The following is a 13,620-nucleotide window of genomic DNA, read 5'->3' as shown; positions in this document are numbered from 1 at the left end:
AGTCATCGCTTTATAACACAGCGAGGTACCCGTAGTGGCGCATCCCTCTGGAGCCCCAGCCGATCGCCCATAAATACCTGCTGACGGATCGACGGCGAACACTCCCAAAGCCCCAGCCGCGAGGCCCCCCGCACAGCACAGCAGCACAGCACAGCAACCGCACCTCACGCCTCCCCAGCCTCGTCGGTCGCCGTCGCTTCGCTCGGCGACCGACTCCCTCGCACGCGCTCCTCGCGGGCCACAGGCCCGCTCGGAGGCGCGCGCCGATGAGAAAACTACTCTTTTCGATCCCTCAAAGCCGACTGTCTCGCAAAAACGCGCTTATCTCGCGACGCCGCCGCCGATGGCGCCCGCGAGCGCCGAGTCGACCGCGAACAGGAACGTGAGGAACAGCCCGACCGCGAGGACGCCGGCGACGGCGAGCAGGCTCCCGAGCGGCCCGCCGACCAGCCCGACGAGGCTCCCGAACGCGGCGAGCGCGAAGGTGACGACGATCCCACTCACCGACCCCGCGAGTAGCAATAGACCGATAAACACTCGCGGACGTTTTATTATCTCTAAGTGCTATTTTAATAATATTTCATAAAATAATCCGCAAGAATGGCAGCCGAATTAATAACGCTGCGGCGGATAGGGGGACCCAATGAGCGACACACGCGAATCGAACGGCCCCGACGCGGGGTCGACCGATCGACGGCCCGGCGAGGCGACCGATCGCCCCGACGGGGCGCAACTCCGGCTCGCGGTGCCGGACATGGACTGCGCGTCGTGCGCCGGGAAAGTCGAGGGGGCGCTGGACCGCGAGGGCGTCCTCTCGGTCGACACCCGCCCGACGACGGGCGTCGTCGTCCTCGCGTACGACCCCGACCGGACCGACGCCGAGGCGCTGACGGCCGCCGTCGAGCGCGCCGGCTACGCGGTCGCGGACGCCGAGTCCGACGGCGTCGCCGACGACCTGTTCACGAGCCCCCGTGCGGTCGCGACCGCGGTCGGCGGCGCCTTCCTCGCGGTCGGGCTCGTCCTGGAGTGGCTGCTCCCGGGCCTCGACCCGACGTTCGCCACTATCGGCGGCGTCGGCTTCCTCGGACCGTGGGCCGTCACCGGCGCGTCGGTCGCGTACCTGCTGGCCGTCGCCGTCGCCGGCCCGCCGATCTTCCGGAACGGCTTCTACTCGCTTCGCGGCCTGAGCCTCGATATCGACCTCCTGATGAGCGTGGGCGTCGTCGCCGCGCTGCTCGTGGACCTCCCGTTCGAGGCGGCGACGCTCGCGGTGCTGTTCTCGGTCGCGGAGCTCCTCGAACGCTACTCGATCGACCGGGCGCGCACCTCCCTCCGCGAGCTGATGGAGCTGTCGCCCGACGAGGCGGTCGTGATCCGCGACGGCGAGGAGGTGACGGTGCCCGCCGAGAGCGTCGCCACGGGCGAGCGGCTGGCGGTGCGCCCCGGCGAGCGCGTCCCCCTCGACGGGGTCGTCCGCGAGGGCTCCGGCGCCGTCGACGAGTCGCCGATCACCGGCGAGTCGGTCCCCGCGGAGAAGGCGCTCGGAGACGAGGTGTACGCCGGCTCGATCAACGAGGCCGGCTACCTCGAGATCGAGGCGACCGCGCCCGCGGAGGAGTCGACGATCGCGAAGGTCGTCGAGCTCGTTGAGGCCGCCAACGGCGAGGAGACCCGCGCCGAGCGGTTCGTCGACCGGTTCGCGAGCGTCTACACCCCGATCGTCGTGGTCGGCGCGATCGCCACCGCGACGCTCGGCCCGGTCCTCGTCGGCGGCGGCGCGGAGACGTGGTTCGTCCGCGGGCTCACGCTGCTCGTGGTCGCGTGTCCGTGCGCGTTCGTCATCTCGACCCCCGTCAGCGTCGTCTCCGGCGTCACGGCGGCCGCTCGCAACGGAGTCCTCATCAAGGGCGGCGAGCACCTGGAGGCCGCCGGCGACGTCGACGCCGTCGCGCTCGACAAGACCGGGACGCTCACGCGCGGCGAACTGTCGGTGACCGACGTCGTCCCGCTGGGCGACCGCGACGCCGACGACGTCCTCGCGTGCGCGACCGCCATCGAGCGTCGGAGCGAGCACCCGGTCGCGGCGGCGATCGTCGCGCACGGCGCCGAGACGGGTGGCGAGGCGGCCGCAGTCGACGGATCGACGGCCGAGACCGACGTCACCGACTTCGAGGCGCTGACCGGCGAGGGCGTCCGCGCCGACCTCGACGGCGAGACCCACTACGCCGGCAAGCCCTCGCTGTTCGAGGAGCTGGGCTTCGACCTGAGCCACGCGCACGTCCGCTCGGACGGCGGCGTGATTCGGGAGCGCGACGCGGACGGCGACGCCCACGACGACGCGAGCGCAAGCGTCACCGAACCCGAGCCCTGCGACCACGGCCGGTACCTCGACCTGGCGAGCGAGACGATCCCCCGGCTCCAGGCCGAGGGGAAGACGGTCGTCCTCGTGGGGACCGAGGCGGAGCTGGAGGGCGTCATCGCGGTCGCGGACACCGTCCGCCCGGAGGCGGCGTGGGTCGTCGACCGGCTCCACGGCCTCGGGGTCGACCGCGTCGCGATGCTCACCGGCGACAACGAGCGGACCGCCCGGGCGATCGGCGAGCGCGTCGGCGTCGACGAGGTGCGCGCGGAGCTGCTCCCGGACGAGAAGGTCGCGGCCGTGCGGGAACTCGCGGCCGAGACCGACGGCGGCGTCGCGATGATCGGGGACGGGATCAACGACGCGCCCGCGCTGGCGGCCGCAGACGTGGGTATCGCGATGGGCGCCGCCGGCACCGACACCGCCATCGAGACCGCGGACGTGGCGCTGATGGCCGACGACCTGACGCGGCTCCCGTACGTGATCGACCTCTCCTCGCGCGCGAGTTCGACGATCCGGACGAACATCGGGGCCTCGCTCGCCGTCAAGGCGCTGCTCGCCGCGGGCGCACCGCTCGGCTACGTGAGCGTCGCGATGGCCGTGGTCGTCGGCGACATGGGGATGAGCCTCGGCGTCACCGGCAACGCGCTCCGCCTCGGCAACGTCGAGCCCGCCGAGCCGCCGGCGGCGGACGCGGACCCCGACGAGTCCGGCGCGTAGCGGAGCGCGCCGTCTTTCGGCGGAAGCCGGCGGAACCGCCCTCACGATTTTTATCTGACCCGCGGTAATTCGCGCGTATGCCCTCCGAGCGCGGACCCGCGGCCGCGGCCGACGCGGTCGACGCCGTCGACCCCCCCGAATCGGTCGAGGACGCCGAGCGCGAGGAGCCGAGCGAGCGCGACGACTCGGGAACCGCCGCCGGCGTCGACGGGGGTCGCGGTCCCGGACCCGGGGCGATCGAGTGGGGACCGGTCCGCCACGACCGGCTCCGCTCGCTCGCCGCCGGCGCGACGGGCGGGATCGTCGGCGCGGTCCTCGTCGGAATCGGCGCCGTCGCCGTCGCCGCGCTCAGTGGGGCCGGCGGGTTCGAGCCGCCGACCGTCGGCCTCGCCGAGGCCGCCGTCGCCGTCGGGTTCCTGTTCGCGCTCGCGGTCGCCACCCTCCCCTCGCTGTACGTCTGGTACCGCGAGACCCCCGTCAGCGAGCTGACGGTCTCCCGGCTGCGCGAGGCCGCGGGCGCGCTCAGTCCCGGGTGGACGCTCGCCGGGCTCGGCGCGGTCGTCGCCGCGGCGATGGCGCTCCCGACGGATTTTCTCCCCGCCTTCTGGCCGCTGTTCTGGCTCGTCTGGTTCGTGCCGGCCGTCGCCCAGTCGTCGGGGAAGGTCGTCCGGCTCGATCCGGCCGAAGCGACGGTCGAGCGGACCGACCCGAGCTACGACCGAACCCGGAGCGACGACCTCGGGTCGGTCGTGCGGACGCGGCGGATCGACCTCCGGTGGACGACGCTGTTCCTGCTCGCGTACCGCGGGAACGCGTGGTTCCGGTCGACGCCGTGGCTGTTCGTTCCGACCGACCGCGCCGACGCGGTCGAGTCGGCGCTCGACGCGGTGCTCTCCGCGAGCGACGGCCCGGACCGCGCGAGCGTCCCGGAACGGCTCACGCTCGCCGTGTTGGGGTCGTTCTCGCTCGTCGTCGGCCTCCTCGTGGCCGTCGCGGCCGGCGAGGGGGCGGGCGGACTGGCGCTGGCGCTGCTCACGGCGCCGTTCTCGCTGCTGTTTCTCGCGCTCGCGGCACGGCTGTGAGCCGGGGACGCGGTCGGACCCCGGCCCGCCGGCACACCGGACGTGCCACCCCCTACCACGCGACTCATATACCCGCAACCCCTAAACACGGGTATGGACAGACAGCGCCTGGAAAGTGCGCTCGAAGACGAGTTCGGCGGGAGCGAGGCCGAACGGCGCGCCGTCTCGCGGGCGGCCCGCGACCTCGTCGACTCCGAACGACCCTCCGAGGACCGCGGCCACGGACTGACCGTGGCGGGAGTGATCGGCCACCTGGAGGACGCGCCGGACGGCTCCTCGCTGGTCGAACGGTGGAACTGGTGGATGGGCGCGCTCGACGCCGCCTACGGCGGCTACGACTACTTCACGGTGCGGTTCGTCGAGGACGACGAGGCGACCGACCTCCGTCGTTAAGCGGGAACCGAAGCGGGAGTCTCCGCCCGGTCGAGGTCTCGAGCCGGCCGCCGGCGAGCCGGAACCCTCCACTTTCACTTTCACTCCGCGGACGGCTCGGTTATAGGTGCGTTCCGGCTCGACCGAGACGTATGAGCGCAGTCACCGCCGACCGACCGCGGTACGCGACGCCGACGCGCGTGGACGTCACCGAGTGTCGAACCGACCGCCTCCCGGAACGGGTCCGGGCGAACCGCGTCGACGGCAGCGAGGTCCACCTCGAACGCCGCGGCGGGCGGACGTTCCTCGTCACGCGACCGAGCGAGTGACCGCTGCCGCCGGGCAGCGACGAGGGGAGAGAACTGGTAGCGGCCGTCAGTCGTCGGCCGTCAGCTCCGTGTGCGCCGCGTCGCCGCCCCCGAGTCGGCTGTCGAGGCCCACGCCGAGCGTCTCGTTCGTGCGCGCGATCGACTCGGCCGCGTCGACGTCGGTCGCCATCGCGCGGATCGCGTCGACGTTCTCCGGGACGACGTCCGCCTCCTGGTGGACGTTCTGGAAGAGGTAGAGGTCCCGTCCCGCGACGCTTATCGACTCCTCCCAGACGCAGTTCTCCCAGAGGTCACCGCGGGGGCGGCCCGCGTCGGCCGCGTACTCCTTCAGGGCGCCGGCGCCGTCGACGTCGGCCGCCTCGGGGACGAGGAAGATGCGGCTCTCGCCGGCGAGCAGGTCGCGGACGGCCTGCGAGTCGGGGTCGGTCTCGAGGGTGACGTTGACGCTGTGTGTGTGCATCGCCGTGACCGGCGCCCGCAGCGCCGCGGTGTCGACCGCGAGGTCGGGAAGTATCTCGTTCACGTCCGGGCCGTGGTGAGAGGGGACCGTCGCCGGGTCGGGGACGATGTCGTTTATCGGACCGCGGTCGGTCTCGCTCGGGTCACCGCCGCGGCGCACGAGGGTGACGCGCGCCTTCTCGACGCCGTACGTCTCGTCGAGGGGCGCGAGCAGCCGCGAGAGCGCGGTGGTGTTACAGGAGACGACCCGGACGGAGTCGGCGCCCCGCGCCGCCTCGAACCGGCCGCGGGCGTTGAACGAGGCGTCTGCGACGGCGACGTCCTCGCCGCCCTGAAAGATCGCCGGGGTGTCGTGGGCCTCGTAGACGGGCGCGTTGCGCTCCCCGACGCCGGAGGGCGCGCAGTCGACGACGACGTCGACGGCGTCGAGCAGGTCGCCGAGGGTTCCGGCCAGGTCGACGCCGGCGGCCGCGAACTCGTCGGCGCGGTCCTCGACGGCCGCGTACAGGGCGTAGTCGCGGCGAGCAGCGGCCTCGACCCCGTAGTCGGGCGACGCCTTCGTCACGCCGGCGAGCTCCATGTCGGGCTGAGCCGCGACGGCGTCCGCGACCCGCTTCCCGATCGTGCCGTACCCGTTGACGCCCACGCGTATCATGCCTGTCCGTCGCTCGGGGACCGACATAATGTTTTCGAGAACAGCAAAATGAAATTAACTACCCCACGAGTAAGCGGTCGGTTAATTCGACGGCGATCGGCACCGGACGTAAATAATTCGGTTACGGAATAGAGTGAATTCGTCGATGGCAAGGCCTAACGCCCGGCCGGACGGAGACGCGGGTATGGCAACCGACCTCTCCGACGCCGCGTCGACCGCGGTCGAACAGTGTCTGAACGTCGCGCCCGACGAGTCGGTCGTCGTGGTTACCGACGACGAGCGCGAGCCGATCGGCGAGGCGCTCTACGCGGCGGCGAGTGACGTCACCGACGACGCGACGGTCCTGCGATATCCGCCGGCGGACCAGCACGGGACGGAACCCCCGGAGCCGGTCGCGGCCGCGATGCGAGAGGCCGACGTCTTCCTCGCGCCGACGACGAAGAGCCTGAGTCACACCCGCGCTCGCGGCGCCGCCTGCGACGCCGGCGCGCGCGGCGCGACCCTCCCGGGGATCACCGAGGACGTGTTCGCGACCGGGCTCGACGCCGACTACGCCGCCATCGACGCCGCCTGCGACGGCGTGCTCGCGCAGGTCGGGGAGGCGGAGGAGGTCCGGGTCACCGCGCCCGCCGGCACCGACATCACGTTCGGGATCGGCGACCGCGAGTGGCTCGCCGACACGGGGATGGTCCGGGAGCCGGGCGACTTCTCGAACCTCCCCGCGGGCGAGGTGTTCGTCGCGCCCGAGACCGCGACCGGGACGTTCGTCGTCGACGGGACGATGATGCCTCACGGCCTGCTCGACGAGGGGCAGACGCTCGCGTTCGAGGTCGAGGACGGGTTCGTGACCGAGATCGGCGACGAGGAGATCCGCGCCGACGTGGAGGCCGCCGCCGAGGCGGTCGGCGACGCCGCCTACAACCTCGCGGAGCTCGGCATCGGCACCAACGGCGGCGTCGAGGAACTGGTCGGCTCGGTCCTCTTAGACGAGAAGGCCGGCGGCACCGTTCACATCGCGATCGGCGACAACGCCGGGATCGGCGGCGAGACCGACGCGCCGCTCCACCTCGACGGCATCGTCCGGAACCCGACCGTCTACGCCGACGGCGAGCCGGTCGACCTACCGAGCGCGTAGGAACGGCTAGAGCGGATATCGACCTTTTTATTTACAAATGAACGAGGCGGTGGCGCGTGCCGGCGAGCGGCCGGAGCGAAGCGGAGGCCGCGAGTCAGCACGCGCGAGGGAGTCGCGAGCGAAGCGAGCGACGAGGGTGGGGAGGCGTGAGGAGCTGTGCGGAGCGGTGCGGGGTGGGACTCGAAGGGGCGGCCGCGAGGCGGTGTTCGCCGCGCCGGCAGCAACGGAGAGACGCCGAGCGATCCCGCGTCTCACTCGTCTTCTTCCACGTCCGCGAGCGCCACGCCTGCCACCTCGCGGACGCCGACCACCTGGTGGCGCCAGCCGTCTCCCGCATCCACGCAGAGCGTCCCGACCCCCGTAACCACCACGGACACGCCGGGCCCGTACCCGAGCGCGACGACCGTCTCGTCCACGGGCAGGTCCGCGACCGCCCACGTCTCGTCCTCCCACTCGCCCGCACCCGAGTGAACCAACAGATCGCCGTCGACGACCGCCATCGTGTGACCGTCGCCGTCGGCCGCGACCGCGTCCGCGGCGCCCTCGCGAGCCGTCATCCAGCCGTTGCCGAGCCAGTAGAGCCCCGCACCGGTCGCCGCGAGGGGCGTCCCGGACCCGGCCGCGTCGCGCGCGTCGTCGAGGCCGACGTCCGTGAGTCCGTCCTCGCCCGCCCGGTACACCCCCTCCGCGCCCGCGACGAGCGCGCCGTCGACCGCGCGGGGCTCCGCGACGGATCCGAGCCGCGTCGTCGACGGCGCTGCCGACGGGCCGCCCTCCTCGCCCCCCTGTAACTCGACGCGCCCGACCGCGCCGTCTTCGCGGGCGACGAGGAGCGACCCGTCACGCGCCCCCGTCGCGCCCACCGCGACCGCCGGACAGTCGTCGACGAGCGCGAACTCCGGGTCGTCCCCGACCGCGGCGACGGCGAGTCCGTCGGGCGTGGCCGCGGCGACGAGGTCGGGGGCCCCGTCGCCGCGCGAGAGGACCGCGACGTCGCGGGCGGGGTCGCGGGCGACCATGTCGAACGCGCCGACCTTGTCGGCCGACAGCGAGACGCGGACGACTCCGGCCCCCGTCGCGACGTAGGCGTCGGTGCGGCCGGCGCTGCCCGCGTACACGCGCTTTTCGTCTATCGAGATGTCGTCCTCGGCGGGAGCCATCGAGCGGGCGTTCTCCGCGGGGCGACATAAGCCCCGCGCGCCTGGAACGGGCGCGCGTTCCGACGGGACGCGAACGGGCGCGCGTTCCGACGGCCATTTGAGCGCCCCTCGCGTACGTCGGTTCGTGCAATCGGTCGCCGCCGACCTCGCGGCGCTGCTCGCGGACGTGGTCCCCCGGCTGGCTCGGATCACGGCGTTCATCGCGGGCGGCGTCTTCGTCGCCAACGTCGCCGTCGCGTTCGGATTGGTCCGGTACGTCGCCGGAGTCGCGGGATGGCTCACGCGGCCGGCGAATCTCCCGGACGAGGTCGGCACGGCGATCCTCACGACCGCGGCGTCGACGACCGCGGGCTACGCGACGCTCGCGGAGTACCGCGAGGCCGGGCTGCTCGACGACCGCGCGACGCTCGTCGCGGTGGTGATGAACACGTTCTTCGGCTTCGTCCAGCACGTGTTCACCTACTACGTCCCGGTGTTGATCCCGATCCTCGGGGTCACCACCGGCGCCGTCTACGTCGGCGCGCGCGCCGGCATCGCGCTGCTGATCACGGTCACGGGCGTCGTCGCCGGCGGACTGCTCCTCTCCGAGTCGAACGTCGACCGGTCCGCGCTCGACGACGTCGACGCGACCGGGCCCGAAGACGACGACCGCACCGACCGGGAGCGCGTCCGCGACGCAGCCGAGAAGTCGTGGGGGACGCTCCGCCGGATCGTCCCGCGGCTCGCGGTCGTGTACACGCTCGTCATCTGGCTCGTCACGACCTACGACGTGGCGGCGCTGACGGACGTCGCGGAGCCGATCACGAGCGTGCTCGGGCTCCCCGGCGAAGCGGTACCCGTCATCGCGGTGTTCACGCTCGACACGACCGCGGGCGCGGCGACGCTGGCCGGGACCGAAGCCGGCACCTTCACCGCCCGCACCGCGGTCGCGTCGCTGCTCATCGGGAGCATCCTCTCGTTCGCCGTCTCGACGTTCCGGCGCTCGATCCCCTTCCAGTACGGGATCTGGGGCGCGTCGTTCGGCACGAAGGTGATCGTCGTCAACACCGCGCTGAAGCTCGCCTTCATCTCCGCGACGGTCGCGCTGCTGCTCGCACCGGTGTGGTGAGTTTCCCGTACCCGAATCAGTAGGTTCAACACCGCCCCGGACCGACCGGGGCACATGGCGCTCGAAAAGGACGTGGACTGTCCCGCGTGCGGCGAGACCCGCTCGTTCTACCGGACCGCGGCGATGACCCTCCACCTCGGCGAGAAGACGAAGTGGCGCTGCCCCGACTGCGGCTACGGCTACGTCGAGATCGACGGGATCGACACCCTCCCGGCCTGATCCGGTCGTCCCTCCCGTTTCGCTCGGCTTCGACCCCGCCGCAACACTCAGTAGCCCGGCGGCTGAGCCGGATCGCATGAACCGGACACGGCGACGGTCCGCGGAGGCGATCTCGCGTGGTCGGTGAAGCGCGCGATCCCGAGGGCGACGTGGGGCCGCTGGACGGGCTCACGGTGCTGGACCTCTCTCGGGTGCTCGTCGGGCCGTTCTGTACGATGCAGCTGGGCGACCTCGGCGCGGCGGTGATCAAGGTCGAACGGCCCGGTCCGGGCGACCAGACCCGGACGTGGGTCCCGCCGGCGTTCAGCAGGGGTGACGGCGGCGAGGGCGGCGGGAGCGACGACGAGGGCGCGGAGAGCGACGACGGCGCGGAGAGCGACGACGGCGCGGAGAGCGCCTACTACGTGAGCGTCAACCGCAACAAGCGCTCGATCCAGCTGGACCTGACGACCGAGGCGGGCCGCGCGGTCGCCCGCGACCTCGCCCGCGAGGCCGACGTGCTCGTCGAGAACTTCCGGGTCGGCAAGACGGAGGAGTGGGGCCTCGGCTACGGCGACCTCGCGGACGAGAACCCGGGGCTCGTTTACTGCGCCATCTCCGGCTACGGCGAGTGGGGACCCGACCGCGACGAGCCGGCCTACGACATCACGATGCAGGCCCGGGGCGGGTTCATGTCGTTCACGGGGGTCGAAGGCGGCCCGCCGGTCCGGATCGGCGTCGCGCTCGCCGACATCGGCGCCGGGATGTACGCGACGCAGGCGATCCTCGCGGCGCTGCTCGAACGCGAGCTCGGCGACGGCCGCGGCCAGAAGGTCGACGTGAGCCTGCTCGACGGCCAGGCCGCCTGGACCAGCTACATGGCGACGAACTACTTCGCCAGCGGCGAGCCGCCGGGGCGGATGGGGAGCAAGCACCCGAACATCGTCCCCTACCGCGCGTTCGAGACGGCGGACGACTACGTCGTCGTCGCCTGCTCGTCCGACCGGTTCTGGCCCCCGCTGTGCGAGGCGCTCGACCGTCCGGACCTGCTCGCGGACGAACGGTTCGAGGAGAACGAGGGGCGCGTCCGGAACCGGGAGGAGCTGGACCGCGAGCTCGAGGAGACCTTCGCCGCGATGACGACCGACGAGGCGGTCGAGCGGCTGGCGGACCATGACGTCCCCGCGAGCCGCGTCCGCGACGTGAGCGAGGTGTTCGCCGACCCCCAGATCGAGGCGCGCGGGATGCTCGAAGCGGCCGAGCACCCGACCGCCGGCACGGTACGGTTCCCCGGCTCCCCGATGCACCTCTCGCGGACGCCGACGACGGTCCGCCGTCACCCGCCCGCGCTCGGCGAACACACGGAGTCGGTCCTCCGCGAGTACGGCTACGGCGACGACGACATCGACGAACTCCGTGAACGCGGCGCGATCTCGGAGTAGAACCGGGCACGAAATAAAAGGAGATGCCCACAGGGAATCGAGCGCGGGGCGGCGCGAGGTGACCTTACAGGATCCCCGCCTGCTCGGCGCGCGCGACGATGCCGCGGGCCATCTTGTCTGTCGCCTCGTCGACCATCTCGCCGTCGACCGAGACGGCGCCCTTGCCCTGCTCTTTCGCCTCCGCGTAGGCGTCGACGATCCGACGGGCCTTCTCGGCCTCCTCGGGCGAGGGCGCGAACGTCTCGTTGGCGGGCTCGATCTGGCTCGGGTGGATCGCCCACTTGCCGTCACAGCCCAGCTGGCTCGCCCACCGACAGGAGTCGCGGAACCCCGCCGCGTCCTCGATCTCGGCGTACGGGCCGTCGATCACCTGTAGCCCCTGCGCCTTCGCCGCGTGCGCGATGCGCGCGAGCTGGTAGTGCCAGTAGTGGCCGGGGTAGCCGCCGCCGGAGCCGATGGTGAGCCCCGCGGCGCCGACGTTCGCGGTGTAGTCGCCGGGACCGAACACGAGCGACTCCAGGCGGTCGCTCGCGCGGGCGATGTCGGTGACCTTCGTCATCGCCTCGGGCGACTCGATCTGCGCCTGGAGGCCGATGCCTCCGATCGGGAGGTCGTTGTTCGCCTCGACCTGCGTCAGGAGGTTGTCGACGGTCGCGACCGTCTCCGGATTGTTCGCCATCGGCACCATGATCGTGTCGAGGTGCTCGCCGGCGCGCCCGACGACCTCGATCACGTCGTCGTAGAACCACCGGGTGTCGACGCCGTTCATCCGGTAGCACGGCCGGGTGTCGGACCAGTCGTACTCGATCAGCCCCTCGATGACGTTCTCGCGGGCGTCGACCTTCGCCGCGGGCGCGACGGAGTCCTCCAGGTCGAGGAACGCCTCGTCGGCCCCGGAGTCGGGCGCCCGTTCGATCATCTCCGGGTCGGATCCCGGCGTCGCGAGCTGGCTCCGTCGGAGCGTGACGTCGTCCGGTCCGCCCATCAGTCGTCGCCCTCCGAGGCCGTGATCGGGTCGTTCTCCTCCTCGGTGAAGCCGGCCGACTCCTCCTGCCGCTTGCGCGCCTCGGGGTCGAACTCGGCCTCGACCTCCTGGTAGCGCGGGACGAAGGAGAGCTCGTGGTGGCTCTCGGTCTCGTGGCCGATGTACCGCTCCTCGAGGTCGAACTGCGCCTGTTCGTCGTTCTCGGCGATGTTCGAGAGGTCCTCGTAGACGGCGTGCGCGCCCGAGTGGAGCCCGTACAGCGTGATGAAGATGTACTGGTAGCCCAGGTCGCCCAGCTCCTCGAAGGTGAGCGGGTCCTCCTGGGCGCCCCACTCGAACGAGGAGGAGTAGTTGAAGGCTAAGTCGAGGTCGGGGTGCGTCTCGTGGATCGTCTCGGCGTACTCGACCGCGTCCTCGCGAGACGGGTCGGGCATCTCCGGCCAGACGAGGTCGACCCCGGCGTCGGCGTAGATCCGGCCGCGTTCGAGGTGCTCCTCCCAGTCGCCGTTGGCGGAGCCGTACGCGTCGGTGCGGGCGATGATCACCGTGTCCTCGCTCTGCTTGGCGTCGACCGCGGCCTCGAAGCGCGACCGCGCCTGCTCGCGGGAGACGATCTGCTTGCCCGCGATGTGGCCGCAGCGCTTCGGCGAGGTCTGGTCCTCGATGTGGACGGCGGCGACGCCGGCCTTCTCGTACTCGCGGACCGCGCGGCGGACGTTGTGGACGCCGCCGTAGCCGGTGTCGCAGTCCGCGATGACGGGGAGGTTCGTCGCCTCGACCATGCGCTTCGCGTTCTCGACCATCTCGCTCATCGTCACCATCTCCAGGTCGGGGAAGCCGAACTGGCCGAGGACGGTCGAGTAGCCGCTCATGTAGGCCGCGTCGAGGCCGGCCATCTCCGCGAGGCGGGCGTCGAGCGCGTGGTAGATCCCCGGCGCGAACGTGTACTCCTGCTCGTCGAACAGCTCGCGGAGCCGCCGGCCGGCCGGGTTGTCGATGTCTCTGTCGAAGACGTCGTCGTCGAGTTCGTTGGGATTCATCGGGTTACTGCGTGGCGGCGTCGTCTGCGGTCTGGTTGGGCGCGGTCCGGTTCGGCGCAGTCTGTTCCGGTGCGGTCCGGTTCGACGCGGTGGTGCGCCTCGTCGGCGCGAACGCCGTGGCGTCCGGTCGCGGGCCGTCGCCGGCCGGCGCCAGCGGGACGGCGCGGCGGAACGAACTCATCGCGACCCCCCGTCCGTCCGCGTCCGCGAGGCGGGACGCATGTCGGGGACGAGCGGCGCGTCGCGCTCGCCGTCCGTCGGCGGGCGCGTTCGGGAGCGGGTCTCGGTCCGCGGTGACGAGCCGGGCGACCGCGTCCCCGCGGCTCGGCGGGTGGCGATCGGCGGAACCAGCGGCGCGCCCGCCTCCTCGGTGGGCGGGATGCGGCCGGGGATCCGTTCGGGAGAAGTCGTCGTGTCCGACTCCGTGCGTCGGTCGGTCGTGCTGTCGGTGCGTCGGGTCGTGTCTTCGCTCGTGTCGTTAGGTGTCGTCATCGGGTCGTGTGGGCGGTTGCGGCGGTCGTCTGGTGATCGAGTCCGTGCGTCGGGTCGCTGCGTGTCCGTGTACGGATACTGCCA

At 71.9% G+C, this 13,620-nt stretch carries 14 protein-coding genes and 1 pseudogene; 8 read left to right on the top strand and 7 right to left on the bottom strand.

Annotated features, from left to right (window positions below; genetic code table 11):
* Nucleotides 1-321: 321 nt before the first annotated feature.
* A pseudogene (locus EXE42_RS07970) lies at nucleotides 322-519 on the bottom strand (hypothetical protein); the annotation flags it as partial.
* A 124-nt stretch (nucleotides 520-643) separates the two neighbouring features.
* On the opposite strand from EXE42_RS07970, the gene EXE42_RS07965 reads away from it, so the two are divergent.
* The 4 genes from EXE42_RS07965 (at nucleotide 644) to EXE42_RS19270 (ending at nucleotide 4,862) form a co-directional block, all read left to right on the top strand.
* Entirely contained in the window at nucleotides 644-3,079 is a 2,436-nt protein-coding gene (locus EXE42_RS07965) for a cation-translocating P-type ATPase (RefSeq protein WP_137693563.1), read from the top strand.
* Between the two features lie 77 nt (nucleotides 3,080-3,156).
* A complete protein-coding gene (locus EXE42_RS07960; protein ID WP_137706275.1) occupies nucleotides 3,157-4,161 on the top strand; it encodes a hypothetical protein in 1,005 nt (334 codons plus the stop codon).
* A gap of 93 nt (nucleotides 4,162-4,254) precedes the next feature.
* Nucleotides 4,255-4,554, top strand: a complete 300-nt coding sequence (locus EXE42_RS07955) for a hypothetical protein (protein WP_092923944.1) — start codon at nucleotides 4,255-4,257, stop codon at nucleotides 4,552-4,554.
* A 131-nt stretch (nucleotides 4,555-4,685) separates the two neighbouring features.
* The gene (locus tag EXE42_RS19270; RefSeq protein WP_167603427.1) at nucleotides 4,686-4,862 is read left to right on the top strand and encodes a hypothetical protein; all 177 of its coding nucleotides are present in this window, start codon (nucleotides 4,686-4,688) and stop codon (nucleotides 4,860-4,862) included.
* Between the two features lie 46 nt (nucleotides 4,863-4,908).
* Here the strand turns inward: EXE42_RS19270 and EXE42_RS07950 are convergent, their stop codons facing one another.
* Nucleotides 4,909-5,976, bottom strand: a complete 1,068-nt coding sequence (locus tag EXE42_RS07950) for a type II glyceraldehyde-3-phosphate dehydrogenase (protein ID WP_092923941.1) — start codon at nucleotides 5,974-5,976, stop codon at nucleotides 4,909-4,911.
* A gap of 184 nt (nucleotides 5,977-6,160) precedes the next feature.
* Between EXE42_RS07950 and EXE42_RS07945 the strand changes: the two genes are divergently transcribed.
* Nucleotides 6,161-7,111 (top strand): aminopeptidase, encoded by a 951-nt coding sequence (locus tag EXE42_RS07945; RefSeq protein ID WP_137706274.1) that lies wholly within the window; start codon nucleotides 6,161-6,163, stop codon nucleotides 7,109-7,111.
* Between the two features lie 251 nt (nucleotides 7,112-7,362).
* Here EXE42_RS07945 and EXE42_RS07940 read toward each other — a convergent pair whose 3' ends face one another.
* A complete protein-coding gene (locus EXE42_RS07940) occupies nucleotides 7,363-8,271 on the bottom strand; it encodes a hypothetical protein (protein ID WP_137706273.1) in 909 nt (302 codons plus the stop codon).
* A 124-nt stretch (nucleotides 8,272-8,395) separates the two neighbouring features.
* On the opposite strand from EXE42_RS07940, the gene EXE42_RS07935 reads away from it, so the two are divergent.
* The 3 genes from EXE42_RS07935 to EXE42_RS07930 all read left to right on the top strand — a co-directional run bounded on the left by EXE42_RS07935 (nucleotide 8,396) and on the right by EXE42_RS07930 (nucleotide 11,019).
* The gene (locus EXE42_RS07935) at nucleotides 8,396-9,379 is read left to right on the top strand and encodes a nucleoside recognition protein (protein WP_092923932.1); all 984 of its coding nucleotides are present in this window, start codon (nucleotides 8,396-8,398) and stop codon (nucleotides 9,377-9,379) included.
* 54 nt (nucleotides 9,380-9,433) lie between these two features.
* Entirely contained in the window at nucleotides 9,434-9,598 is a 165-nt protein-coding gene (locus tag EXE42_RS19265) for a hypothetical protein (protein WP_007345976.1), read from the top strand.
* Nucleotides 9,599-9,714: 116 nt separating this feature from the next.
* A complete protein-coding gene (locus EXE42_RS07930; protein ID WP_137706272.1) occupies nucleotides 9,715-11,019 on the top strand; it encodes a CaiB/BaiF CoA-transferase family protein in 1,305 nt (434 codons plus the stop codon).
* A 64-nt stretch (nucleotides 11,020-11,083) separates the two neighbouring features.
* Here the strand turns inward: EXE42_RS07930 and EXE42_RS07925 are convergent, their stop codons facing one another.
* The 4 genes from EXE42_RS07925 to EXE42_RS07915 are packed head-to-tail and all read right to left on the bottom strand — an operon-like array spanning nucleotide 11,084 to nucleotide 13,536.
* Nucleotides 11,084-12,004, bottom strand: coding sequence for a CoA ester lyase (locus tag EXE42_RS07925; RefSeq protein ID WP_137693567.1), 921 nt, complete (start codon nucleotides 12,002-12,004; stop codon nucleotides 11,084-11,086).
* A complete protein-coding gene (aceA, locus tag EXE42_RS07920) occupies nucleotides 12,004-13,044 on the bottom strand; it encodes an isocitrate lyase (protein ID WP_092923922.1) in 1,041 nt (346 codons plus the stop codon). Before aceA ends, EXE42_RS07925 begins: the two co-directional genes overlap by 1 nt.
* A 4-nt stretch (nucleotides 13,045-13,048) precedes the next feature.
* Nucleotides 13,049-13,225 carry a hypothetical protein gene (locus EXE42_RS18540; RefSeq protein WP_158293698.1) on the bottom strand — a complete coding sequence of 59 codons (177 nt, stop codon included), beginning with the start codon at nucleotides 13,223-13,225 and terminating at the stop codon, nucleotides 13,049-13,051.
* The gene (locus tag EXE42_RS07915) at nucleotides 13,222-13,536 is read right to left on the bottom strand and encodes a hypothetical protein (RefSeq protein WP_092923919.1); all 315 of its coding nucleotides are present in this window, start codon (nucleotides 13,534-13,536) and stop codon (nucleotides 13,222-13,224) included. Before EXE42_RS07915 ends, EXE42_RS18540 begins: the two co-directional genes overlap by 4 nt.
* Nucleotides 13,537-13,620: the final 84 nt, after the last annotated feature.

Source organism: Halorubrum sp. SP3 (assembly GCF_005435195.1).
Taxonomy (GTDB): Archaea; Halobacteriota; Halobacteria; order Halobacteriales; family Haloferacaceae; genus Halorubrum; species Halorubrum sodomense.
This window is presented reverse-complemented; position numbering and strand designations above follow the sequence as displayed.